The organism is Vibrio sp. 10N.261.46.E11, assembly GCF_041472735.1.
In the GTDB taxonomy this organism is placed as follows: domain Bacteria; phylum Pseudomonadota; class Gammaproteobacteria; order Enterobacterales; family Vibrionaceae; genus Vibrio.
The window spans coordinates 1-25,032 of record NZ_JBFRQW010000042.1; the positions used below are offsets into that span (position 1 = coordinate 1).

General features: G+C 44.3%; 23 protein-coding genes and 2 tRNA genes. 5 read left to right on the plus strand and 20 right to left on the minus strand.

Going from position 1 to position 25,032, the window contains the following annotated elements; translation table 11 throughout:
• A partial coding sequence (locus tag AB4407_RS13895) for a hypothetical protein (RefSeq protein WP_372120983.1) occupies positions 1 to 440 on the plus strand: 440 nt, incomplete at its 5' end.
• Between the two features lie 97 nt (positions 441 to 537).
• Entirely contained in the window at positions 538 to 1,227 is a 690-nt protein-coding gene (locus tag AB4407_RS13900) for a hypothetical protein (protein ID WP_372120984.1), read from the plus strand.
• On the opposite strand, the gene AB4407_RS13905 is transcribed toward AB4407_RS13900, so the two are convergent.
• The 6 genes from AB4407_RS13905 to AB4407_RS13930 form a co-directional block, all read right to left on the minus strand.
• Positions 1,224 to 2,054 (minus strand): LysR family transcriptional regulator, encoded by an 831-nt coding sequence (locus AB4407_RS13905; protein WP_372120986.1) that lies wholly within the window; start codon positions 2,052 to 2,054, stop codon positions 1,224 to 1,226. The two genes, AB4407_RS13900 and AB4407_RS13905, sit on opposite strands and share 4 nt — an antisense overlap.
• 104 nt (positions 2,055 to 2,158) lie before the next feature.
• A complete protein-coding gene (prfC, locus tag AB4407_RS13910; protein ID WP_048658149.1) occupies positions 2,159 to 3,739 on the minus strand; it encodes a peptide chain release factor 3 in 1,581 nt (526 codons plus the stop codon).
• Positions 3,740 to 3,876: 137 nt separating this feature from the next.
• Positions 3,877 to 4,332: a ribosomal protein S18-alanine N-acetyltransferase gene (gene rimI, locus AB4407_RS13915; protein WP_372120987.1), complete on the minus strand. Its 456-nt coding sequence runs from the start codon at positions 4,330 to 4,332 to the stop codon at positions 3,877 to 3,879.
• On the minus strand, positions 4,325 to 4,723 hold the full coding sequence (locus AB4407_RS13920; RefSeq protein WP_372120988.1) for a DNA polymerase III subunit psi: 399 nt from the start codon (positions 4,721 to 4,723) through the stop codon (positions 4,325 to 4,327). Before AB4407_RS13920 ends, rimI begins: the two co-directional genes overlap by 8 nt.
• 155 nt (positions 4,724 to 4,878) lie before the next feature.
• Positions 4,879 to 5,382, minus strand: a complete 504-nt coding sequence (locus tag AB4407_RS13925; protein WP_372120989.1) for a GNAT family N-acetyltransferase — start codon at positions 5,380 to 5,382, stop codon at positions 4,879 to 4,881.
• Positions 5,366 to 5,893 (minus strand): SCP2 domain-containing protein, encoded by a 528-nt coding sequence (locus tag AB4407_RS13930; protein WP_372120990.1) that lies wholly within the window; start codon positions 5,891 to 5,893, stop codon positions 5,366 to 5,368. Before AB4407_RS13930 ends, AB4407_RS13925 begins: the two co-directional genes overlap by 17 nt.
• Positions 5,894 to 6,150: 257 nt before the next feature.
• On the opposite strand from AB4407_RS13930, the gene AB4407_RS13935 reads away from it, so the two are divergent.
• From AB4407_RS13935 to AB4407_RS13945, 3 genes are all read left to right on the plus strand, one after another.
• Entirely contained in the window at positions 6,151 to 8,190 is a 2,040-nt protein-coding gene (locus tag AB4407_RS13935) for an EAL domain-containing protein (RefSeq protein ID WP_372120991.1), read from the plus strand.
• A gap of 166 nt (positions 8,191 to 8,356) precedes the next feature.
• Positions 8,357 to 9,370: a peptidase U32 family protein gene (locus AB4407_RS13940; RefSeq protein WP_102572198.1), complete on the plus strand. Its 1,014-nt coding sequence runs from the start codon at positions 8,357 to 8,359 to the stop codon at positions 9,368 to 9,370.
• Between the two features lie 18 nt (positions 9,371 to 9,388).
• A complete protein-coding gene (locus AB4407_RS13945; RefSeq protein ID WP_372120992.1) occupies positions 9,389 to 10,267 on the plus strand; it encodes a U32 family peptidase in 879 nt (292 codons plus the stop codon).
• An 83-nt stretch (positions 10,268 to 10,350) separates the two neighbouring features.
• Here the strand turns inward: AB4407_RS13945 and AB4407_RS13950 are convergent, their stop codons facing one another.
• The 14 genes from AB4407_RS13950 to glmM form a co-directional block, all read right to left on the minus strand.
• The gene (locus AB4407_RS13950) at positions 10,351 to 11,688 is read right to left on the minus strand and encodes an MATE family efflux transporter (RefSeq protein WP_372120993.1); all 1,338 of its coding nucleotides are present in this window, start codon (positions 11,686 to 11,688) and stop codon (positions 10,351 to 10,353) included.
• A gap of 93 nt (positions 11,689 to 11,781) precedes the next feature.
• Positions 11,782 to 12,189 (minus strand): MarR family winged helix-turn-helix transcriptional regulator, encoded by a 408-nt coding sequence (locus AB4407_RS13955; RefSeq protein WP_372120994.1) that lies wholly within the window; start codon positions 12,187 to 12,189, stop codon positions 11,782 to 11,784.
• Between the two features lie 177 nt (positions 12,190 to 12,366).
• Positions 12,367 to 13,290 (minus strand): lipoprotein NlpI, encoded by a 924-nt coding sequence (gene nlpI, locus AB4407_RS13960; protein WP_372120995.1) that lies wholly within the window; start codon positions 13,288 to 13,290, stop codon positions 12,367 to 12,369.
• Between the two features lie 124 nt (positions 13,291 to 13,414).
• On the minus strand, positions 13,415 to 15,535 hold the full coding sequence (pnp, locus tag AB4407_RS13965) for a polyribonucleotide nucleotidyltransferase (protein ID WP_019819855.1): 2,121 nt from the start codon (positions 15,533 to 15,535) through the stop codon (positions 13,415 to 13,417).
• A 378-nt stretch (positions 15,536 to 15,913) separates the two neighbouring features.
• A complete protein-coding gene (gene rpsO / locus AB4407_RS13970) occupies positions 15,914 to 16,183 on the minus strand; it encodes a 30S ribosomal protein S15 (protein ID WP_010436144.1) in 270 nt (89 codons plus the stop codon).
• A gap of 218 nt (positions 16,184 to 16,401) precedes the next feature.
• Positions 16,402 to 17,355 (minus strand): tRNA pseudouridine(55) synthase TruB, encoded by a 954-nt coding sequence (truB, locus tag AB4407_RS13975; RefSeq protein WP_012604702.1) that lies wholly within the window; start codon positions 17,353 to 17,355, stop codon positions 16,402 to 16,404.
• A complete protein-coding gene (gene rbfA / locus AB4407_RS13980; protein ID WP_372120996.1) occupies positions 17,355 to 17,768 on the minus strand; it encodes a 30S ribosome-binding factor RbfA in 414 nt (137 codons plus the stop codon). Before rbfA ends, truB begins: the two co-directional genes overlap by 1 nt.
• A 134-nt stretch (positions 17,769 to 17,902) precedes the next feature.
• A complete protein-coding gene (gene infB, locus AB4407_RS13985) occupies positions 17,903 to 20,593 on the minus strand; it encodes a translation initiation factor IF-2 (RefSeq protein WP_372120997.1) in 2,691 nt (896 codons plus the stop codon).
• A gap of 22 nt (positions 20,594 to 20,615) precedes the next feature.
• Entirely contained in the window at positions 20,616 to 22,103 is a 1,488-nt protein-coding gene (gene nusA, locus AB4407_RS13990) for a transcription termination factor NusA (RefSeq protein WP_372120998.1), read from the minus strand.
• A 35-nt stretch (positions 22,104 to 22,138) separates the two neighbouring features.
• Positions 22,139 to 22,594, minus strand: a complete 456-nt coding sequence (gene rimP, locus AB4407_RS13995; protein WP_004734501.1) for a ribosome maturation factor RimP — start codon at positions 22,592 to 22,594, stop codon at positions 22,139 to 22,141.
• Between the two features lie 235 nt (positions 22,595 to 22,829).
• Positions 22,830 to 22,906 (minus strand) — tRNA-Met (locus AB4407_RS14000).
• A gap of 53 nt (positions 22,907 to 22,959) precedes the next feature.
• Positions 22,960 to 23,044: transfer RNA gene (locus tag AB4407_RS14005), tRNA-Leu, on the minus strand.
• A 16-nt stretch (positions 23,045 to 23,060) separates the two neighbouring features.
• Positions 23,061 to 23,393, minus strand: a complete 333-nt coding sequence (gene secG / locus AB4407_RS14010; RefSeq protein WP_372120999.1) for a preprotein translocase subunit SecG — start codon at positions 23,391 to 23,393, stop codon at positions 23,061 to 23,063.
• A gap of 278 nt (positions 23,394 to 23,671) precedes the next feature.
• Complete coding sequence (gene glmM, locus AB4407_RS14015; RefSeq protein ID WP_372121000.1) at positions 23,672 to 25,012, minus strand: phosphoglucosamine mutase; 1,341 nt, start codon at positions 25,010 to 25,012, stop codon at positions 23,672 to 23,674.
• Positions 25,013 to 25,032 lie beyond the last annotated feature (20 nt).

The following is a 25,032-nucleotide window of genomic DNA, read 5'->3' on the forward strand; positions in this document are numbered from 1 at the left end:
CTATTGGTGGTGAGCCTATTCGAATTTCAAAAGACCTCATTCGTCCGATTATCGATAAGCCAATTGGCAATGCTCCTGAGTTTGGTGGTGATAGACCTGAAATCGACGCCCCTGCGAAGCCAACTATTTCTGCTGGTTTAGAAGGTGACAACATTGTTGTAACGGTAAATGGTAAATCTCAAACGACTGACTATACAGCTGAAGCTGATGACCGTGGTGTCGTTCACATCAAAGATCGTCATGGAAATATTGTGGGTGAAGGCTACATAGATGGAGTAAATGGAACAGTCACTTTTGGGAACGGCATTGTCGTAAATGACCGAGGTGATGTGACACTTCCTCCCGCGGTAAAAAACAACGTAAAAGATAGAGTCCAATCAATTGATCCAGCTAAGCTTCAGAAAGCGAAATCAGCGATTCAACAGCGTTTACGTGGCTAATAACTAGCCTAGGTTAAACCAGCTCACCCGATAATAGTTACTCCTATTATCGGGTGTTTTTACTCACTAGCTAAGGAAAGCGATTCGGAATTTAAATATGAAACGCCTTCTACTAATACTTGCTTCCACCTTTCCTTTTTACTCGTCTGCAAATGACCCCCTTGTTGAATCTATTGAGCGTTTTACGGATATTTTTTCCGTCAGCTTATCTCAAAATCCAGACAACGAAAAAACAGTTGCAACTCTTGACATAAACTATCAAATCAATGATAAATTGCGTGTTTTTGGAGAGGTTGATACTCAAGAATACTGGCAAGCTGGTGTTGGCTACTCTTTCTGGCAAGGCGATACGTACTACACTGAAAATACGGTAAAAGTCAGTGAGTATGAGACTACCACAGGTATTTTCGCAGCAAAGCTAATCCATGATGATTGGACTTTAATCGGAGATATCAATTACAACTACGCTTTTGATAAAGAGTTTTGTAAGTCAAATGTATGCGTAGAAAAAATAGCTGCAGATTCTATAGACTATAGCGCTGGTTTTCTGTGGAGCCCTATTCGCTATGCTGATTTTCTTGTTAAGTACAATCAAGAAATAGGCATTAGAGACGATGAGTGGTACTGGAAAGATAGTGACATCGATAGATTGAGTTCAAGAAAAAACTCCCACTACTATGAAGTCGCTACATTCATAAACCTAAAATATATAAAGCCCTCCGTCACTTACACCATCAGACCTGAAGAGGACAATTACGTTGAATTCGGCCTAGCCTTCGACTTCTAATTGTTCAATAGATGTTTTATTTTCTCTCGCAACTCTCGGTGATGCCCATTGGTTTGATACTTCTTGTGATAGAAAAGCTCAAATTCAACAGGGCGCATTGAAAATGGAGGTTCATGGATTTGTAAACCGATGGTTTTAGCTAAATGAACCATACTTACCGAAACCGCAGCAATATAGTCAGTACCTTTTACTGCTAAGATCAAGTTAGTTGGATTTCTAACTTCAATAGCTACGTCACGAGTGAAGCTCTTTTCGGAGAGAAAGTCGACTATTTGAGTATCTTGTCGAAGTAGCTTCAAGGTTACGTGCCGCGCTGCGAGAAACTCATCCATGGAAATCTGCTCACCAAAGTTACTTACCTCCGGATCACTCATCAATAAGAGTCTGTCTGTTGTTGCAAACTCAGAAGCTAAAATCACTTGTTTCGGTAAACCGGAATCAACCACTAAATCGACTCGATTTAGCCGGATATCTTCAACAATACACTCAACAGAGACCGGTGATTCAACTAATTGAACACCATTAAGCATTGGCATGTTATGTAATAAGTTAGCAGGCATATAAACGATGAAATCACGCTTTCTAGATACAGCACCTTCCATCAACTCCAAAGCATCAGACAATTGACCAGCCAGTTTATGAGCCACTGAAGTAGGTTCTATTGATCGCCCTACCCTCACAAACAAAGCATAGCCTACGACCGCTTCAAATCGTTTGATTGCGGCACTGACCGCAGGTTGGGTTAACTCTAACGATTCAGCAGCTTTAGTTATCGATTTTTGTTGGTATACGGAGAGAAATGGTTTTACTAAATTAAGATCGAACACGCTGACTCCATCAAAACGGTATACTCTTAGTGTAACAAAAAACCGAATGCTAGAAGCAATTCGGCTTTAATATTATCCAACAGTGTTATGTAGAACTGCTGTTATTAGTGCTCGCGCGTCGCTCGGAACTGAACTTCAGGGAAACGTTCAGAAGCTAGGTTCAAGTTCACCATAGTCGGTGCAATGTAAGACAGGTTGTCACCGCCATCTAACGCGAGGTTAGATTGGTTCTTACGTTTGAATTCTTCTAGTTTCTTAGCGTCATCACACTCAACCCAGCGAGCTGTTGCAACGTTAACGCCTTCGTAAATAGCTTCTACGTTATATTCCGCTTTCAAGCGCGCTACAACCACGTCGAACTGAAGTACACCAACCGCACCAACGATCAAATCATTGTTTTGCATAGGACGGAATACTTGCACAGCACCCTCTTCTGAAAGCTGAACTAAGCCTTTTAGAAGCTGCTTCTGCTTCAGTGGATCACGTAGGCGAATACGACGGAATAGCTCAGGCGCGAAGTTAGGAATACCAGCGAACTTAAGGCTCTCACCTTGAGTGAAGGTATCACCAATCTGGATAGTGCCGTGGTTATGCAAGCCGATAATATCACCCGCGTATGCTTTTTCAGCACGTGCACGGTCACCCGCCATGAAGGTTACCGCATCAGAGATACTTACGTTCTTGCCAGTACGAACATGATTCATCTTCATACCTTGGTTGTAAGTTCCTGATACGATACGCATGAATGCGATACGGTCGCGGTGTTTAGGGTCCATGTTTGCTTGGATCTTAAAGACGAAGCCAGAGAACTTCTCTTCTGTCGCTTCAACATCACGCTCGTTCGCTTGACGCGTTTGAGGAGCAGGTGCCCATTTCGTTAGACCATCAAGCATGTGGTCAACACCGAAGTTACCTAATGCGGTACCGAAGTAAACCGGCGTTAGTTCACCAGCAAGGAACAGTTCGTGGTCAAACTCAGGGCAAGCACCGATAACAAGCTCTAGCTCTTCACGTACGCTTTCCGCAAGATCAGAGCCTACCGCTTCATCTAGCTCTGGGTTATCTAGACCTTTGATGATGCGAACTTCTTGGATCTCATGGCCATGGCCAGATTCGTACAAGATCGTTTCATCACGGTGAATGTGGTAAACACCTTTAAACTCTTTACCACAACCAATTGGCCATGAGATAGGAGCACAAGCCATACCTAGCTCGCTCTCAACTTCATCAAGCACTTCCATTGGGTCACGAACGTCACGGTCAAGTTTGTTCATAAACGTTACGATTGGCGTATCACGTAGACGTGTTACTTCCATTAGTTTACGAGTACGATCCTCGACACCTTTCGCAGCATCGATAACCATCAAACAAGAGTCAACCGCTGTTAGCGTACGGTACGTATCTTCCGAGAAATCTTCGTGTCCTGGAGTATCGAGTAGGTTTACTAGGCAATCATTGTATGGGAATTGCATTACCGACGTAGTTACCGAGATACCACGTTCTTTTTCCATCTCCATCCAGTCAGATTTAGCGTGCTGGTTAGAGCCACGGCCTTTTACGGTACCCGCTTTTTGAATCGCGTTTCCAAATAAAAGAACTTTTTCAGTAATCGTGGTTTTACCCGCATCCGGGTGAGAGATAATCGCAAACGTTCTACGTTTGCTCACTTCTTGTTGGAAAGACATAGTCGCCCTTTGCTGATCTAAAGCGTAAAAAGGGCAAGTAGATAATACTTGCCCTTGAATTCTGTGTGCGGATTATACAGAAAGCTTGTCACTTTCTAAAGGGTCAGTTTACACCCTATTTTTCGCGTATTCTCTGCTTAGCTAAAAGACATAAAAAGATAGCTCATAATGATCGCATCTTCGTTGCCTTGCTTAGTTGGGTAATAGTTACGACGACGATCGACTTCATTAAAGCCCACTTTTTCGTAAAGATTAAACGCATTCACATTACTTTCGCGAACCTCTAGCCAAGCGCTTTCCGCTTCAGCTTGTTCGCATATATCAAGGAAATGTTCAGTTAATGCTTTACCATAACCTTTACCTTGCTGGCTTGGGTCTACCGCGATATTAAGCAACGTGACTTCGCCAACGATGTTTTGCGCAAAGAAGTACCCGACCACTTGCCCATCAACTTCAAGAACCCGATGACAAGCGCCTCGACTCTCAAGATCTCGGATCATGGTTTCAGACCATGGATGAGAATGTGCGGCCTGCTCAATCTGCCAAATAGCGTCGAGGTGTTGTTGTGAAGTCGGTAATAATTGATTAGTCATAAGCACAAATTTGTTGCCATAGGTCGCGGCGATGTTGGTTATTACCATTAATGTCAGACAGTAATGGAGATTGAAGTGTTTTAACCTTCAGTTCATGAGCAGATTCACAACCAGCAAACCATACCCACTCAACCGCCCCTAAATCCACAGAAGATAGATGCTGAGGTTGAATATACAACGCCTGAGATAAGTCGAGCTTGATACTTTTGAGTACTCGCTCAAACATCACGGCGAGATCATCCTGAGGTTTTTCTGGTGAAACCAACAGTAACTTGCAATTATTCGATAACAGAGTCAATTCAGATTCATAACCAGCCAAACGCTCTGGGTGACTTAACTCCCATTGGCTAATGCCCATCTCTTGTAGATATTGCGCGTGTGTTTGTGACATATCTAGCGGTCGTAACCTTTGGTTTGTTGGTATTAATATTCTTCGAGCGAACTTAAAGGTGCTCATTGGGGCTGATACTAACAAAAAATAAAGGAGCATCAAGCTCCTTTATTTTAGACTAAATCAGTTTGCATCATATTGCGTGGAAAACAGGCTTATAAGTCGTTAAACTCTGGGCTGTAGGCAATCTCACCAGAATGCCCAGCAAGCGCACCTTCAACCAATTCGATAACTTGGAAGGCTCCCTCTGGCACATCCCAAGCACAACTCAAACCAAACTCACTCGCAGCCTTGAAACCAAAGCGGCCGTAATAGGCAGGATCACCGAGCACAACACAGGCTGGGTAACCGAAGTCAACCAGAGTAGAAAATGCGTCTTCAACCAGCGATTTTGCGATGCCTTGGTTTCTGTACTCTGCTTTTACCGCGAGAGGCGCAAGCCCCTGCCAGTTGTGATCTTCGCCAGCAAGCGTCAGAGGGCTGAACATCAGGTGACCAACCACCTCGCCGTCATCTGAACAAGCCACCAGCGACAAGGTTAAATGACTATTCTCACGTAAGCTCATAACCAAATTAGCTTCTGCATCCGTTTCAAAAACAGATTTCAATAGACGATCAATGACAAGTATATCTGCCGGTGCTTCAGTTCGAATAAGCATTCATTACCTCACTTTGTGTATCTGGGGATTGTACTCCCTTCTGCACAAAATCAGCTAATTGATTTAACAAAGTTTTCATAGGCGGCGGCAATAGGTCTAAATCGACGCTATCCATCAAATTTTTCACTTCCAAGCCTAGCTCGGTATCGCCCTCAATAGACAATCGACGTTGGAAAAAAAGCGTATCTGGGTCTTCTTTTCTCCCCGCAATCAACACGAGATCATTTAGATTGCCACTAAAGCTTACATGTTCAGCCACCTCTTTATCAGCTACAACTAGTTGCTCATTTTTGTAGCTAATACACCAACTTAACCCCATATCCTTTATTGATACTTTAAGCCATTTATTTTCTAAGAATTCAAAATCACCGTCTTCTAACGCTTCCTTGAATACGTTCTTAAGCCCCTCCAATAAGGCTTTTTTTTGTACTGATTTTGGTAATAACTGGACTGGAGATCGCAAAATTGATGCGGCATTTTGAACTAGTTGAGTGCGTATCTTGTTTATCACGTGACTTATCCGTAACGTTGTCAATAATATAGAATGCATCATAAATGATGTTGAGACCTCAGTTACTGTTATGTATCAAATTAATTCAGTTTGAAACTCGACCTTTAATATATTGATAATCGCAGTTATAGTAACTCGGTCATGAAAAGTTACAGCGAATAGCTGCGCTCACAAGTAAATATCGATAGCTGAACAAAAAGCAATCAACATTTAACCGTAGTGAATATTTAAGCTCTTGGAGAATTGGTAGTACTTTGATGCCTCCCCAGCAACTACAACATTGGTTTACACAGCTTACTGCAAACAGCCCATTCTTTTTTGCAGTACTTGATGCTCAGCATAACTATTTTATGGTGAATGAGCGTTACTGTGATATTGCTGGTTTAAGTAAAACAGAACTTGTAGGTATGAATGACCGCCAAACTTTAGGTGAGCAATTCTATCAACACCTTAAACCTTACTATGAGCGCGCATTCAATGGCGAAACGATTGAGGCGGAAATCACCTTAAACGAAACCGCGCTAGACACTAGCCTTCATTTCAGCTTATCTCCGCTTACCAATGGCAACAAGACTGAATACATCATTTTTCACGCCTTTGATACATCAGAAAACCAAGTACTTGTCCGTTCTTTAGAAGAGTCTGAGGCGAAATTCCACAAGCTATCTCACCTGCTCCCAGACGGGTTACTGTTAGTTGAAAACGACTACATTCTGTCTTCGAACCCTGCTGCTGCGCGCTTACTTGGTTTCAACTCAACTACAGAATTAATTGGCGAAGAGTTAGGCCGATTATTTATCGATGAACAAACCAAAACAGTCTTTAATAATAACCTCAGTTCCATTATTTCTGAGTCTGGTTTGGTTTGTTTAACGGGTGCTCGATGTGGCTTTGAACGTAAGGTTCAATTAAATATCGACTCGACAGTCATTCTTGGGAGCAGTACCCAGCTCGTACTGATTCAAGACGCACAAGAAACGACAAAGCAATACTCACCCGCTAACAGTGAAGATGCCTACATCGACACACTGACTAAGCTCTACAACCGACTTGGGTTTACCAAGAGCCTTGAGCAGTTCATTCACAACAACACCCCTGTTGTAATGCTCTACTTAGACATCGATAACTTCAAAAATATCAATGACTCACTTGGCCATCATATCGGCGATAAAGTGATTAAAGAGGTCGCATCTCGCTTAAAACGACAACTGCCTCGTCAAGCTGTTATTGGCCATTTAGGCGGTGATGAATTCGGTATTATTCTACCTGAGCCTGAACACCCGAGAACGCCTGAAATACTCTCTGAGAAGATCATATCACTGATCAATCAACCCTTCGATCTCCACCATTTTAGCAAGCGCTTGGCCTGCTCAATTGGTAGTGTCAGTTTTCCTCACGATGGCAGCGACGCGCGTATCTTGCTGCAAAATGCTGACACCGCAATGTATGAAGCTAAGGATCGTGGGCGCAACCGCCTGATTAAGTTCAACGAACAGATGAACAAAGAAGCGCGAATGCGATTGTGGCTTGAGATAGAACTGCAAAAAGCACTGCAACAGAACGGGCTTGAGGTTTGGTACCAACCAAAAGTAAATGCGCGTGACTTCACCATTAACGGAGCAGAAGCTCTGGTACGTTGGAAGCACCCTGTAGAAGGTTATATTAGTCCTGCTGCATTTATTCCAGTAGCGGAACGAGCAGGCCTTATTGAACAACTTGGTCGAGTGGTAATGCGCGAAGTATTTGCCACGGTGAAACGGTGGAAGATGCAAGGTATTTTACCTGGTCGCGTCGCGATCAACCTTTCACCAGAGCAGTTTGGTAATCCAAAATTGATTGATTTCATGGAGAAGTTGCTGCGTTCTACCGAGCTAGACCCTAGTGCGATTACCTTTGAGCTTACAGAAAGTGCCGTAATGAGTGATAGTGAGCACACGCTTCAAATGCTGAACGCGATTAAGAGACTTGGCTTTGCGTTATCCATTGATGACTTTGGTACGGGTTACTCTTCTCTATCTTACCTTGCTCGCTTTCCAATTGATGAGCTTAAAATTGACCGGGCCTTTATCGCCGATATCGATACCTTACCAAAGCAAATTACCGTGATTGAAAACATCATCAACCTTGGGAAATCTCTCGATTTAACCGTGGTTGCAGAGGGTGTCGAAACCAGTGAGCAAGCAACCCTTTTGTCTAATCTCAACTGCAGTTCAATTCAAGGCTTCCACTTCTATCGCCCTCAACCGAAACAAGAGGTTGAAGAATTATTCGCCCAAAACCGTCGTCACAAGAATTAGTAAACACGCCTTCCAGCACCAAGCTAAAGCGTAAATTCGCCATTCGTCAGTACCTCAAATGGGGTAAAAGCAGATTTATCCATCTAAACCTGCCTTACATCAATTCTGTCATTCATAATTCTTCATAAAATACTCGCTTCAATTTTATTCTATTGGTAGTGAGCAAATGGAACTCTTATGCCCTGCGGGTAACTTACCTGCTTTGAAAACCGCTATTGATTGCGGTGCGGATGCTGTCTATATCGGATTCAAAGACGATACGAATGCTCGACACTTCGCAGGCCTTAACTTTGCGGGTAAAAAGCTCGATCGTGCTGTGCAGTATGTACATGACCGAAACAAGAAAATTCACGTTGCCTTAAATACTTTTGCTCACCCAAACGGCTTCGAACGCTGGACTAATGCTGTAGATAACGCCGCCGCACTAGGCGTTGATGCACTGATCATCGCTGACATTGCGGTGCTCGAGTACGCTGCAAACAAATACCCAGAACTAGAGCTGCACTTATCAGTCCAAGCATCTGCGACCAATGCAGCCGCTATCGACTTCTATCATAAAAATTTCAATGTTAAGCGAGTCGTACTGCCGCGCGTATTGTCGATTCATCAGGTCAAACAGCTTTCTCGTAATATCACTTCTGACGTTGACCTTGAAGTATTCGCTTTCGGTAGCTTGTGTATCATGGCAGAAGGTCGTTGCTACCTCTCTTCATACATGACTGGTGAATCTCCAAACACGGTTGGCGCTTGCTCCCCTGCGAAATACGTTCGCTGGCAAGAGACTGAAACTGGCCTAGAATCTCGCTTGAATGAGATCCTGATAGATAAGTATGAAGCGGGTGAGAACGCTGGCTACCCAACGCTGTGTAAAGGTCGCTTTGAAGCTGAGATCGATGGTGAGCGTAAGCGTTACCACGCACTTGAAGAGCCGACTAGCCTTAACACACTATCAATGCTTCCTGAGTTGTTCGCTGCGAATGTTGCTTCAGTGAAGATTGAAGGTCGTCAGCGTAGCCCTGCTTATGTAGAGCAAGTTACTCGTACGTGGCGCGCTGCTATTGATCGCTACTTAGCAAACCCTGAACAATACCAAGTAGAACAAGCTTGGAATGCGACGTTGGCGAATGTATCTGAAGGTACACAAACCACGCTTGGCGCTTATCACCGTAAATGGCAATAGAGCCAAATGGAGAACTCAATGAAATACGCATTAGGCCCTCTACTTTATTTTTGGCCAAAACAAGATGTTGAAAGCTTCTATGAGCAAGCGCAATCAAGCTCTGCTGATATCATCTATCTCGGTGAAGCCGTGTGTTCAAAGCGTCGTGAGATGAAAGCAAAACACTGGATGGATATTGCCAAAGAGCTGTCTGATTCAGGTAAGCAAGTGGTACTTTCAACCATGGCATTGCTCGAAGCACCAAGCGAAGTCAACATCATGAAGAAGTACATCGATAATGGTGACTTTGCTATCGAAGCCAATGATGTGTCTGCAATTCAACTGGCAAGTGAAAGTAAGGTGCCTTTTGTTGTTGGCCCTGCGGTGAACACCTACAATGCACGCACTCTGAACCTGTTCTTGAAACAAGGTATGACGCGTTGGTGTATGCCCGTTGAGCTTTCTCGCGAGTGGCTAAGCAACGTAATGACACAGTGCGAAGAGCTTAATATTCGTAATAAGTTCGAAGTAGAAGTATTTAGCCACGGCTACCTACCGCTTGCTTACTCGGCACGCTGCTTTACCGCCCGCGCGGAAAACAAAGCTAAAGACGATTGTGAAACCTGCTGTATCAAGTATCCAACAGGGCTACAAGTAGAAAGCCAAGAAGGTCAATCAGTATTTAACCTTAATGGTATCCAGACGCAATCAGGTTACTGCTACAACCTAGTCAATGATCTGCCGAGCATGCATGACTTGGTCGATGTCGTTCGCCTGAGTCCATTGGGTATCGACACTTTCTCTGAAATCAATAACTTCAGAGCCAATGAGCAAGGTCAAAAACCAATGAAGATTGAAAGCCGCCAGTGCAATGGCTACTGGCATCAGCTTGCGGGTTTAGACGTTAAAAACATCTAGTTTCTAGAGTTAAACCCATCAGCCACAGAGACAAAAGGTCTAGCATTCGCTAGACCTTTTTAATTCTACTTAAGAAATACGACCTATGCCGTTGCGGTTTCCATCGGTGAGACATCGAGCTTCTTTACATCTTTGTAGAGCATCACCATCACTACTACGCTTAGCGCAATATTAGACAGTGGGTACGCAACCCAGATCCCCGGCACACCGTACAACTTAGGCATAATGTACAAGAAAGGTAACTGGATAAGCATATTGCCTAGCATGACAAACATCGCCTTACTGCCCTTGCTCACCGCTTGATAGTAAGCACCCGCTACCACTAAGAAACCATCAAGCGCCAATGCAAACATGTGTAGTCGAATACCCAACACTGTGTACTCTACTAGCTGTGGTTCGTCTGAATTGAAAACTGATACAAACTCACGTGGGAATGCGTTTAGAAGCAACACAAACGCTACACCAATCAATACTGAACTCAGTATCGCAATCTTCAGTAACTTACGGATATTCGCCTGATTACGCGCACCATGGTTATAACTCACCAATGGTTGCATGCCGTTGGCGATACCTTCAGCCGTGAGATAATAGACCGTCACTATGTAGCCCAAAATCGCGTAAGCACCAATCATCAATTGATCGCCATATTGAGAGAACAGCGCATTGTGCAGCGCAACCATCATCGAACCGTAAGCGTACATAAAGAAGCTTGATGTTCCAATGGCGAAAATTTGTGGAATCACATCTAGCTTCAGTCTCAACTCATTCCAACGCAAACGTAAGTTCGCTCGACATGAGAAGAAATAAGCCAAGCCGAGAGCCGTTACCACACACTGAGCAATCGCGGTTGCCAGTGCAGCCCCCTTCAACTCCCAGCCAAACTGAGCAATAAACAGATAATCCAGAGCTATATTGATCACCGCACCGACAATCATCAGTATGGTGGCTAAGTTCGGGCTGTCATCGTTACGCAGTAAAAACGGCATCGCAATCGAACCTAACGTGAACACACTCGCACCAATCAGAATGTGTAAGTACTGCAGGCCAAGTTCATAAACTCGCCCTTCAGCGCCCTGCCAAAGCAAGAAGTTATCAGCAAACAAAAACAGCAATGCAGAGACAATAGGCGTTATCGCTAACAACAAGGTTAAGCCCGTTGCTAAGATCTGTTTAGCGCCTTGAGTATCTTTTTCACCTTGGCGGATCGAGACAAGCGCACCTGTACCTACACCCACCAACATACCAATACCGAGAATCGAACCAATCACAGGCCACGCAACATTGATACCTGCAAGTCCATCAGCCCCCACATAGCGGCCAATGAAGATGCCATCCACCACTTGGTACAGGCCATTAACCAACATAGCCGCTACGGTAGGAATTGTGTATCGCCAAAATTGACGACTAATTGAGTTACTCATTTCTTACTCTACTTTCTTCATCTATTGAGCCGCACTAAAATGAGATACGACTCTAAAAATTAGTTAACAAGGCTAACTAAATATTTAAACTTATTACTTCAACGCTTTATCTAACAGTTGATTCAACAGTTGGGATTCTTGCTCAGATAAACGACTTTCCAGTACCTCTGCCATGACCTGATAGATCTTACTTTCTTCTTCTAAGCCGACTTCAGCTTTGCTGGTCAATACGACCAACTTAGACCTCGCATCTTCGAGCGAAGCTTTACGCTCAACAAGACCTTTTCTCTCTAGTCTTTGAACCATAGTGGTTGCTGAAGGCTTGGTCACCTGCATCTCAATCGCAAGATCGGTCAATCGGATCGGTTCAGGAGAGGATTGAATGACCTTCAAATAGTCATACTCGTTAAAGCTCAATTGGCAAATAGGATCTTCATTTACCTGAGTTCGCCATATCTTAGAGGCGAAGCGCTCAATCTTTTCTAAATTCTGGTTCAGCATACTCACCTAATCAAGAATAGCATTTAGTTAGCAAGGCTAACTATTTTAGTGTTGTTTAAATAAAAAGCAATCAAAAACGAGCCCTCCCCCCTCCCTTGTTTATAAAAAAGGAGTATAAAAAAGGAGCATAAAAAAACCGCTGACAGGCAGCGGTTCTTCAGAATAAAAATGTATCGCTTACTTAGCGTTAGCTGCTTCTTCGGCCTCAGCCAACTTAACTTTTGCTAAGTGCTCGGCTTTAAGAGTAGTAAATATACGGCTTAGCTCTAAGAAAGAGTAACGATGCTCTACATATTCATACACATTGAAAGACACTGACAACTTGTACAGAGAGATCGCATTCGCGTAGTCCCCATTCATGTGGTAACGCTTAGCAAGGTAGAAATATGTCTCAGTTAGACGCTGCGCAAGTAACGTGTTGTCACGAGTCCCAGTTAGAATCGCTTTGAATGCCTGCTCTTCAGTAATGTCATCAAGCATAATCGCGACTAATACCCAACCCCACTGCTCATCACGGCTCTCGTAACGTTTTTGCAAATCAAGCTTGGCTTGCTCTGGCGTAAGTTCGTGCTGAATGATATACAACCAAAGCGCACGGAATGGATCACTTGGATCATCGGTATAATGCTTCGTCATCTCTTCATTGGCTAAATCATAACGTTCGCCGTAGTAGAGTGCGATAGAGCGATTTCTTTCTGCGTAAGAGTTTGCAGGATCAAGCTCTAACGTAGAATCAAAAGATTCATAAGCGGCATCAAACTCCCCTACTTGCGTAAAGTAAACACCTAAAAGGTTGAAGATATCAGGTTGAGCGGGGTTCAATGAAAGAGACTGATTGAAATCAAGACGTGCTAAATCACGCAGGCCAACACTGTCGTAGTAGTTACCACGTTCAAACAGCATCTTAGATCGAACTTCATCGTTCAAGTCTGGGCGCTGTAATAATTGACTAAGACGTGCAATTTGAACTTCTTGCTGAACGCTTGGTTGCAGTGGCACAGCCATTGGTGGATAAACCCAACGTGAGGTGTTATCTGATGTTGTCGCACAACCAGTTAGTACAAGCAGTAAACACATACTCGCGGTTTGAAACCATTTCACAAATAATTACTCCTGTTATGACCGCAATAAAAAAGGGGAGCGATATGCTCCCCTTTATAACATGCTTTTTTACCAATGGGTTAGAAATCACTAAAAAGCGATAGTCCCATTAATAGGCTAAGAATTACTCAGCAGCAGGTGCTTCGCCTTCAGCTGGTGTTTCAACTGCTTCTTTCATGCTTAGACGTACACGGCCTTGACGGTCAATTTCAAGAACCTTAACTGGTACTTCTTGACCTTCAGTTAGGTAGTCAGACACTTTCTCAACGCGCTTATCAGCGATTTGAGAGATGTGTACTAGACCATCTTTACCTGGAAGGATAGTAACGAATGCACCGAAGTCAGCTAGACGAGCAACTTTACCTTGGTAAATGCGGCCAACTTCAACTTCAGCTGTGATCTCTTCGATACGACGGATAGCTTCTTTAGCAGCTGCGCCTTCAGTAGCAGCAATCTTGATTGTGCCATCGTCTTCGATTTCGATTGTAGTACCAGTTTCTTCACAAAGAGCACGGATAACTGCGCCGCCTTTACCGATAACATCTTTGATCTTATCAGAGCTGATTTTCATTGTGTGGATACGTGGAGCGAATTCAGAGATATCTTCACGAGCACCAGAGATAGCTTCATCCATTACAGAAAGGATGTGCTTACGTGCACCTTGCGCTTGGTTAAGTGCAATTTGCATGATCTCTTTAGTGATACCTTCGATCTTGATGTCCATTTGAAGTGCAGTGATACCAGCGTTAGTACCTGCTACTTTAAAGTCCATGTCACCTAGGTGATCTTCGTCGCCAAGGATATCAGAAAGAACAACGAAATCGTCGCCTTCTTTAACAAGACCCATTGCGATACCCGCAACAGAAGCTTTGATTGGAACACCAGCATCCATAAGCGCTAGAGATGTACCACATACAGAAGCCATTGAAGAAGAACCGTTAGATTCTGTGATTTCCGATACAACACGAACTGTGTATGGGAATTCTTCAACAGAAGGCATTACTGCTTGGATACCACGTTTAGCAAGCTTACCGTGACCAATTTCACGACGCTTAGGAGAACCAACGAAACCAGTTTCACCTACACAGTATGGAGGGAAGTTGTAGTGTAGAAGGAAGTTGTCTTTCTTCTCACCCATTAGGCTATCGATGATTTGAGCATCACGTTGTGTGCCAAGCGTTGCAGTAACAAGTGCTTGAGTTTCACCACGAGTGAATAGAGAAGAACCGTGTGTACGTGGAAGAACACCAGTACGTACGTCTAGCGCACGAACCATGTCTTTTTCACGGCCATCGATACGTGGGTTGCCAGCGATGATGCGGCTACGTACTACGTTTTTCTCTAGAGAACCAAGCATGCCGCGGATTTCGCGCTCATCTAGGTTTTCGTCTTGTGCGATTAGAGCTTCAACAACGTCGTTCTTGATTGCGCCAACTTGCTCGTAACGAGCCATTTTTTCAGTGATCTGGTACGCGTCAGATAGACGTGTTTCAGCAAGTTCAGCAACTTGAGCTTTAAGCTCTGTGTTAACTGCTGGTGCTTCCCAGTTCCAAGATGGAGTTGCAACTTCAGCAGCAAACTCGTTGATTGCTTTGATTACAACTTGTTGTTGGTCGTGACCGTAAACAACAGCTGAAAGCATTTCTTCTTCAGATAGGTTATCTGCTTCAGATTCAACCATAAGTACTGCGCCTTCTGTACCAGACACAACTAGGTCTAGTTTAGAGTTTTCAAGCTCAGTATTTGATGGGTTAAGAACAAGTTCGCCGTCGATGTGACCAACACGTGCAGCACCGATAGGACCATTGAATGGAGCACCAGAGATAGCAAGTGCAGCAGACGTTGCGATCATAGTGATCATGTCTGGGTTTACGTCAGGGTTGATAGAAACAACCGTAGCGATAACTTGAACTTCGTTTTTAAACGCACTTGGGAAAAGTGGACGAATTGGACGGTCAATCAGACGAGCTGTTAGTGTTTCGCCTTCAGATGGACGACCTTCACGCTTGAAGAAGCCACCAGGGATTTTACCCGCAGCGTATGTACGCTCTTGGTAGTTAACTGTTAGAGGGAAGAAGTCTTGACCTGCAACAGCTTCTTTCTTAGCAACAACAGAAACGAATACTGATGTATCATCCATAGTCGCCATTACAGCAGCGGTAGCTTGACGTGCAATTACGCCCGTTTCTAGAGTAACGGTGTGGTTACCGTACTGGAACGATTTTACAACTGGTTTTTCAAACATTGTATATCCTTAGCTCTAAAGTCAAACTTTAGATTAAGTGAATAATGACTCAAGATATTACCAATCGCGACTAGTGAAAAGGGACTTAGGATGGTGACTCTTTGTATGAGTTCATACGCCGAATTAAGACCAAATCCGCCTTTGAATAGTCGCGACCTATTGGCCGACATCTGTGACTGTAATCTCTTGAGAGGTTGATTGCCAAACGCTGAAAACGCTATAGGCGGGCGTAGTATAAACTATTTTTATTAGGAGATATATTTCCTATCAGAAAAAGCCAGATGATATTCTGAGCATCCGGCCTAGCATTTTCTTACAGGCACAAAAAAAGGAGCATAAATGCTCCTTTTCTTCAAACTGTCTTTGCAGACATCGCTATTAGCGACGTAGGCCTAGACGCTTGATTAGGTCTTGGTAACGAGCAAGGTTTTTGCCTTTCAAGTAATCAAGAAGTTTACGACGGCTAGAAACCATACGTAGTAGACCACGACGGCTGTGGTGATCGTGTTTGTGCGCTTTGAAGTGACCTTGTAGGTGGTTGATAGAAGCAGTAAGTAGTGCTACTTGTACTTCTGGTGAACCTGTGTCGCCTTCAGATTGTGCGTATTCTGCAACGATTGCTGCTTTAGTTTCTGCATTCAGAGACATAATTCTCTCCTGATAAGAGTAAGTTTATATTTGTAGCAGCCAATCTCTGATTCAGCCGCTACGCGAGCCGAGGATTATAGGGAAGTTTGTCAGTTGGTGCAATAACAATCGAACCCATTAAAAACGAAAAAAGCGAACCATTAAAATTAAGGGCTCGCTTTCTATATTATTGATTCGCTTTTCCAGGCTAAGCGCCAATACCTAACTAGGTTTCAGCGTTATGCTTGTGGCTCTTCATCTCTGAAAACAACCAAACGCTTCGGTGCAACTCGGCCATCTTCAGCAATCTGAGCAACACCAACAAACAGTTTCTCTTCACCACTTGTCATGCGAACCGTACCTTCAGTTGGCGCACCAGAAACCTGAACGGGCATACCGTGCTGAACTAGATCAGTCAGTTCCGCGTTTAAGTTAACTTCTGGTAAGTCTTCAACGGCTGTGTCCATTGGCATTAATAGTGGATCAAGCAGCTCTTTGGGTGCAATTTCTTGCGCCTGCGCTTGCTCTAGGATCTCGTTCAACTGCTCCAAAGTCACCATACGATCGTACGGATACTTAGCGACACCAGTACGGCGAAGCATGGTCACGTGGGCACCACAACCTAGCATTTCACCAAGATCGTCGGTAATTGTGCGGATGTAAGTGCCTTTTGAACAATGCACTTCCATCTCAACTTCATCACCTTCAAAGCGAAGCAGTTCAATAGAGTAAACAGTGATCTTACGAGATTCACGAGGCACCTCGATACCTGCACGTGCGTATTCATACAAAGGCTTACCTTGATACTTCAATGCTGAGAACATTGATGGAATCTGGTCGGTTTCCCCTTTGAAGCTTGCAATGCAGCGTTCAAGTTGCTCTTGAGTCACGTTAACATCTCGTGTCTCTACCACTTCACCATCAGAGTCAGAGGTATTGGTACGCTCACCAAGCTTAGCGATTACTACGTAGCGCTTGTCAGAATCTAATAGAAACTGAGAAAACTTCGTTGCTTCACCAAGACAAATTGGCAGCATGCCAGTCGCAAGAGGATCAAGAGCACCGGTGTGCCCTGCCTTCTCTGCAAAGTAAATACGTTTTACTTTTTGCAGCGCATCATTAGACGAAATGCCCGTTGGCTTATCTAACAGAATTACCCCGTTGATAGGGCGACCTTTACGACGGCGAGCCATTACTCTTCGCCCTTAGGCTGAGTTTCGTCAGTGCGGCCAGACTCTTCTTGCTTACGCTTATCGTCGTTTAAAACTTCACTTACTAAGTTAGACATACGCATGCCTTCTACTAGTGTGTTGTCGTAAGTAAAACGCACTTCAGGTGTTAGACGGTGACGAATACGCTTACCAAGAGCCATACGAACTGGCACTTCATGTTCTTTAAGAGCAGCAAGACATGATTCAGGTGTTTGCTCACCGATACATAGGAAAGTAACGAACACTTTTGCGTAAGCAAGGTCACGAGACACTTCTACATCTGAGATAGTTACCATACCAATACGTGAGTCACGAACTTCACGTTGGAGGATAAGAGCAAGTTCTTTTTGAAGCTGCTGAGACACACGTTGTGTGCGGCTAAATTCTTTTGACATTTTCTTTTCTCACTTAGAAAGATGGGGGGCTTGGTAATTACCAGCCCCCCATGGTGTATTCAACAACCGATTACTTATTACCTTTATTAGTAATGTTAGTAACCTTAGTCAATATGTCGAGTCGTACAGACTGATTAGTCTAGAGTACGTTTAACCTCAACGATTTCGAATACTTCGATCTGGTCACCAACGCGAACGTCGTTGTAGTTCTTAACGCCGACACCACATTCGTAACCGTTCTTAACTTCTTGAACGTCATCTTTAAAGCGACGAAGTGACTCTAGTTCACCTTCGTAGATAACAACGTTTTCACGAAGTACACGGATTGGGTTGCTACGCTTAATCGTACCTTCAGTAACGATACAACCAGCGATTGCACCAAGTTTAGGCGACTTAAATACGTCACGAACTTGTGCAAGACCAATGATCTCTTGACGGAATTCAGGAGCAAGCATACCGCCCATTGCCTGTTTAACTTCGTCAATCAGTTGGTAGATGATTGAGTAGTAACGTAGATCTAGGTTTTCGTTCTGAACCGTGTTACGCGCAGTTGCGTCAGCACGAACGTTGAAACCAAGGATGATAGCGTTAGAAGCTGCTGCAAGCGTTGCATCAGTTTCAGTAATACCACCAACACCAGAACCTACGATGTTCACTTTAACTTCGTCAGTTGATAGTTTCAGTAGAGAGTCAGCAATCGCTTCTACAGAACCTTGAACGTCAGCTTTAAGTACAACGTTAAGTTCAGCAACTTCACCCGCCGTCATGTTCGCGAACATGTTCTCTAGTTTCGCTTTTTGTTGGCGAGCTAGTTTAACATCACGGAATTTACCTTGACGGTAGTTAGCAACTTCACGTGCTTTACGCTCATCACGTACAACAGTCGCTTCGTCACCTGACGCAGGTACGCCAGAAAGACCTAGAATTTCTACAGGGATAGATGGACCTGCAGTTTCGATGTCTCTACCGTTCTCATCGCGCATTGCACGAACACGGCCGTACTCTTGACCACAAAGAACGATGTCGCCTTTGTTTAGAGTACCAGACTGTACTAGTACTGTTGCAACTGGACCGCGACCTTTATCAAGACGAGATTCAACAACAACACCAGACGCCATGCCTTCTTTAACCGCTGTAAGCTCAAGAACTTCAGACTGAAGAAGGATTGCTTCTAGAAGACCATCGATGTTTGTACCCTGTTTTGCAGAGATGTGAACGAAGATGTTCTCACCGCCCCACTCTTCAGGGATAACGTCGTATTGAGCTAGCTCATTCTTAACGTTGTCTGGGTTTGCACCTTCTTTATCGATCTTGTTCACAGCAACAATCAGAGGAACGCCTGCCGCTTTCGCGTGCTGGATTGCTTCGATTGTTTGTGGCATTACGCCATCGTCTGCTGCAACTACAAGTACAACGATATCTGTCGCTTGAGCACCACGAGCACGCATAGCGGTAAACGCCGCGTGTCCAGGAGTATCAAGGAAAGTGATCATGCCGTTGTCAGTATCTACGTGGTAAGCACCAATGTGCTGCGTGATACCGCCAGCTTCGCCAGAAGCAACGTGTGCTTTACGAATGTAATCAAGTGTTGAAGTTTTACCGTGGTCAACGTGACCCATGATAGTAACAACAGGAGCACGACCTTCAGCGATAGCATCGCTATCACGGTCAGCTAGTACTGCTTCTTCAAGTTCGTTTTCTTTACGCAGGATTACCTTGTGACCCATTTCTTCAGCAACAAGTTGTGCTGTTTCTTGGTCGATCACTTGGTTGATAGTCGCCATAGCGCCCATCTTCATCATTACTTTGATAACTTCAGTTGCTTTAACTGACATTTTGCTCGCCAGTTCAGAAACAACGATAGTTTCGCCGATAGCAACGTCAGATTTAGCAACAGTCGCTGACTTATCGAAGCCTTGCTGCATTGAAGTTGGTTTAGCAAGCTTACCTTTACCGCCACGACCACGTTGGTTACGACCACCACGGTTGTTTGCAGGTTGGTTAGCAGGAGCTGCTTTCTTCTTACGACGACGAGGTGCTTTCTCATCTTTCTTATCTGCCGCATCTTCAGCCTCACGAGCGTAAGTAGAAGTAGTCACATGGTAATCCGCAGATTTCTCTTGCTCTTTCTTCTTCTTCTCTTCTTCAGACCAACGTTCTTGGTTCTCTTCTGCTAACTTACGAGCTTCTTCAACAAGCTTAGCTGCTTCAGCTTCTGCTTTACGAGTTGCTTCTAGCTCTTGACGAGCTTTAAGTTCATCCGCTTCTTTTTTCGCTTGTGCGTTAGCGTCTGCATTTTTTGAATTCATGTCTTTTTTAGCCTTTTCAGCTTGTGCGCGTTGAGCCTTCTCTTCAGCTTCACGTTTTGCATCCGCTTCACGTGTTACTTTTGCTTCGGCTTCGCGCTGTGCTTTCTCTGCAGCATCACGTTTCGCTTGCTCTTGAGCATCGCGTTGTGCTTTCTCTTCCGCTTCACGATTAGCTACTTCCTCAGCTTCACGTTTCGCTTCATCTTCAATAGTGCTGCGCTTCACGTAAGTACGCTTTTTACGTACCTCAACTTGAACATCCTTACTCTTACCGCCTCCAGCGGCAACACTTAGCGTGCTGCGGGTCTTGCGTTGAAGAGTTAAACGAGTCGGTTCTGTTTCACCAGAAGTATCGCCGTGCTCCTTTTTAAGGTGCGTTAGCAATGTTTGCTTCTCTGAATCAGTCACTTGGTCCGACCCTGCTTTCTTCATGCCTGCATCAGCAAGTTGTTCAATTAAGCGGTCAACTGGCGTACCAATCTCTTCACTCAGTGCTTTAACTGTTAATTGTGTCATACCGCTCTCTCTCCTTGCTGAATTATTCTTCGTCGCCGAACCAACAGATGTTACGCGCAGCCATAATTAGCTCGCCTGCACGCTCTGCAGTTAGGTCTTCGATGCCTTCTAGTTCATCAACGCCTTGGTCAGCTAGGTCTTCCAATGTCGCAACGCCTTTTGCTGCTAGCTTGTAAGCCATTTCACGCTCAAGACCTTCAAGTGCAAGTAGGTCTTCAGCTGGCTCAACACCATCGAAAATTTCTTCTTTCGCTAGCGCTAGAGTTGTCAGTGCGTCTTTCGCGCGGTTACGCAACTCTTCAACGATACCTTCATCTAGACCATCTACTTCAAGAAGCTCGTTCACAGGAACGTAGGCTACTTCTTCAAGCGTAGAGAAGCCTTCTTCAACAAGCATTTGAGCAAAGTCTTCTTCGATATCTAGGTGCTTCATGAAGTTTTCAATAGAAGCAACAGCTTCTTCTTGGTGCTTCTTCTCTAGATCAGCAACCGTCATTACGTTCAGTTCCCAACCCGTTAGTTGAGACGCTAGACGTACGTTTTGACCGCTACGACCGATAGCTTGTGCTAGGTTGTCAGCTTCAACCGCGATGTCCATTGAGTGCGTATCTTCATCAACGATGATAGAAGCAACATCAGCAGGAGCCATTGCATTGATAACGAATTGCGCTGGGTTATCATCCCAAAGCACGATATCGATACGCTCACCGCCAAGGTCGTTAGATACAGCTTGGACACGTGCGCCACGCATACCAACACACGCACCAACAGGGTCAATACGTTTGTCGTTTGTTTTAACGGCGATTTTAGCACGAGAACCAGCGTCACGTGCAGCACCTTTAAGTTCAATTAGCTCTTCACCAATCTCAGGCACTTCAACACGGAATAGTTCAGCTAGCATTTCTGGCTTAGAACGAGTAACAAACAGCTGGAAGCCGCGAGCTTCTGGCTTAACTGCGTATAGAAGACCACGAACACGGTCACCTGGACGGAAGTTTTCACGAGGAAGTTGGTCATCACGAAGGATTACCGCTTCAGCGTTGTTACCTAGATCTAGAATCACTGTGTCACGGTTAACTTTCTTAACTGCGCCAGTGACTAGCTCGCCTTCGTTATCAATAAACTGTTCAACGATTTGAGCACGTTCAGCTTCACGTACTTTCTGTACGATAACTTGCTTAGCTGTTTGAGTCGTAATACGGTCAAACGTTACTGATTCGATATCATCTTCGATGAAACCGCCAAGTTCGATCTCTGGATCATCGTACTTTGCAGCTTCAATAGAGATTTCTTTTGTTGGGAATTCAACTTCCTCAACAGCTTCCCAACGACGGAAAGTTTCGAAATCACCCGTTTTACGGTCAATCTCAACACGAACTTCGATTTCTAGTTCGCTTTTCTTTTTTGTTGCCGTTGCAAGCGCGATTTCAAGCGCTTCAAAAATACGCTCACGAGGAACTGCTTTCTCATTAGAAACAGCTTCTACTACCGCCAAAATTTCTTTGTTCATTAATCTAGCCTCTTAAGCTCTTCTCTCTAGGAGAACTAAAATTTAGGGATCAGGTTAGCTTTCGCAATATTGCTCAGGACGAATTCTTCTTCTTGTCCTTCAACCAATACTTTCACTGTCTCGCCTTCGATAGATTGGATATCACCTTTCCATTTACGACGGTTGCCGACAGCCATTTTCAAAACGATGCTTACCTCGTGACCAATAAATTGTTGGTAATGCTCAGCTTTGAACAGTGGTCTCTCTAAACCTGGTGAAGACACTTCAAGGTTATAAGCCACTGAAATTGGATCTTCAACGTCCATTACGGCACTTACTTGGTGACTAACTTCAGAGCAATCATCTACATTGATACCATTTGGTGAATCGATGTAAATGCGTAGCGTTGAGTGCTCACCAGCACGAATAAATTCTAATCCAACTAACTCATAACCTGATGCTGCTACTGGAGCGTCAAGCATTTCAGTAAGTTGTCTTTCTAAACCAGTCATTTAACCACTCCAGAAACAAAAAAAGGGCTCAAAGCCCAATTTAAATTCCAAGCAAACATTATCATCTAAGAATTTATAAATGCTTAGATAACAAAAAACCCCGTATAAGCCGGGGTTTTTGTTGCTGGACCCTTATATGTTAAGTGTCATCATATTTGATATTACACTTAACTCACAGTGAGGTTCACACTGTGCAAACTTGCTACCAATACAAGCTATATAATAGCATTGAAATTGGTTGCGGGAGCCGGATTTGAACCGACGACCTTCGGGTTATGAGCCCGACGAGCTACCAAACTGCTCCATCCCGCGTCCGACTTGTGAGCATTATACGCCCAACAAGATGTTTTACAAGTTTGTAAACATGGTGCCGAGAGAGGGACTCGAACCCTCACACCCTAAGGCACTAGCACCTCATGCTAGCGTGTCTACCAATTTCACCATCTCGGCATCAAATCTTTACAGATTATTGTGGAATTTCGTCGCCTTGCGATGGAACTTCACTCACTGCATCTTCAGCTTGCTGAATTACCTGACCTTGGGTCGGGTCAATCCATTGTGACTCAGTTTTATGTGTAGACATATTACCAAGCACTAAGCTAAGGATAAAAAATGTAGTTGCAAAAATTGCAGTCATTCGGGTAAGGAAATTTCCTGAGCCACCAGCACCAAACACAGTGTTTGAAGCGCCAGCACCGAAAGAGGCTCCCATATCTGCGCCTTTACCTTGTTGAATCAACACTAGGCCAATTACACCAAGCGCTGCCAACAGGTAAATCACAAGTAGAACTGTAAACATTTTTCCACCTATGTTCCTAATTGTTGAGCCAGCGCCGTTCAAAAAACTATTTTCAAGAACAAGGCTAGCGACCTCCTAACTGAAGGCCGAGCAATACTAGCGAATGCGACGATGACTGACAAGGGGAATTTACTAAAAAATAAGCCTTTACCAAGCAAGTGGTCAAAAAAAGGGCAAAAGGGACACAAAACTCATTTGCGCCCCTTTTAAATCATCACATAACTAAAACCCGGCCCCCACAAGTGAGACCGGCTTCGCCTGTTACGGCAAACGTTTTATTAGCAATTCGCTTTTACTGCATCAGCAATTTTCAGTGCAGAACTCTGAACAAGTTCAGCATCTTCACCTTCGACCATTACGCGCAGTAGTGGCTCAGTACCCGATTTGCGTAATAGCACACGACCTTTCTCGCCAAGTTCGGTCTCAACTTCAATAACAGCCGCTTTCACAGCTTCTGCTTCTAGTGGGTTTGAATCACCACTGAAACGAACGTTTTCTAGTACTTGAGGGTATAGCGTCATGCCTTGAGACAGTTCATTCAGTGTCATTTCACTATCGACAACTGAAGCCAATACTTGCAGAGCAGCAACGATAGCATCACCGGTTGTCACTTTATCTAATAGGATAACGTGACCCGAGTTTTCAGCACCGATCTTCCAACCTTTAGCTAGAAGTTGCTCCATCACGTAACGGTCACCAACAGCGGCACGCACAAATGGAATGCCTAACTGCTTAAGGCCGTTTTCCATACCCAGGTTGGTCATTAGTGTACCGACAACACCGCCTTTTAGTTCACCACGACGTAGCGCGTCACGAGCAATGATGTAAGCGATTTGATCGCCATCAACCTTATTGCCTAGCTCATCAACCATGATGATGCGATCACCGTCGCCATCAAAGCCAAGGCCTAATGCTGCTTTCTCTTCAACCACTTTAGCTTGTAGAGCACGCACATCTGTCGCACCTACTTCGTGATTGATGTTAGTGCCATTAGGCTCAACGCCCATTGCAATGACTTCAGCACCCAACTCTTTAAATACCGCAGGAGCGATATGGTAAGTTGCACCGTGTGCACAATCGACAACAATCTTCATTCCTGCAAGTGTCATCTGATTTGGGAACGTGCTCTTACAGAATTCGATGTAACGACCTGCCGCATCGTTTAAACGTACAGCTTTACCCAGTTCAGAAGAATCAACACACTCAATGTCTTTATCAAGTTCAGCTTCAATCGCTAACTCGATATCGTCTGGAAGTTTTGTACCTTCAGAAGAGAAGAACTTGATGCCGTTATCGTAATATGGGTTGTGCGAAGCAGAGATAACAATCCCCGCCTCAGCACGGAAAGTTTGTGTTAGGTAAGCAACAGCCGGTGTCGGCATTGGCCCCGTAAACGTAGCCTGAAGACCCGCAGCAGCTAAGCCAGCTTCTAAAGCAGACTCCAGCATGTAACCAGAAATACGAGTATCTTTACCAATGATCACTTTCTTTGTGCCCTGCTTTGCTAAAACACGACCCGCAGCCCAGCCAAGCTTCAAAACAAAATCAGGCGTAATTGGGTACTGGCCAACTTTGCCACGCACACCATCTGTGCCGAAGTAACGTCTTTTATCAGACATATTGATTTTCCTTAATTATG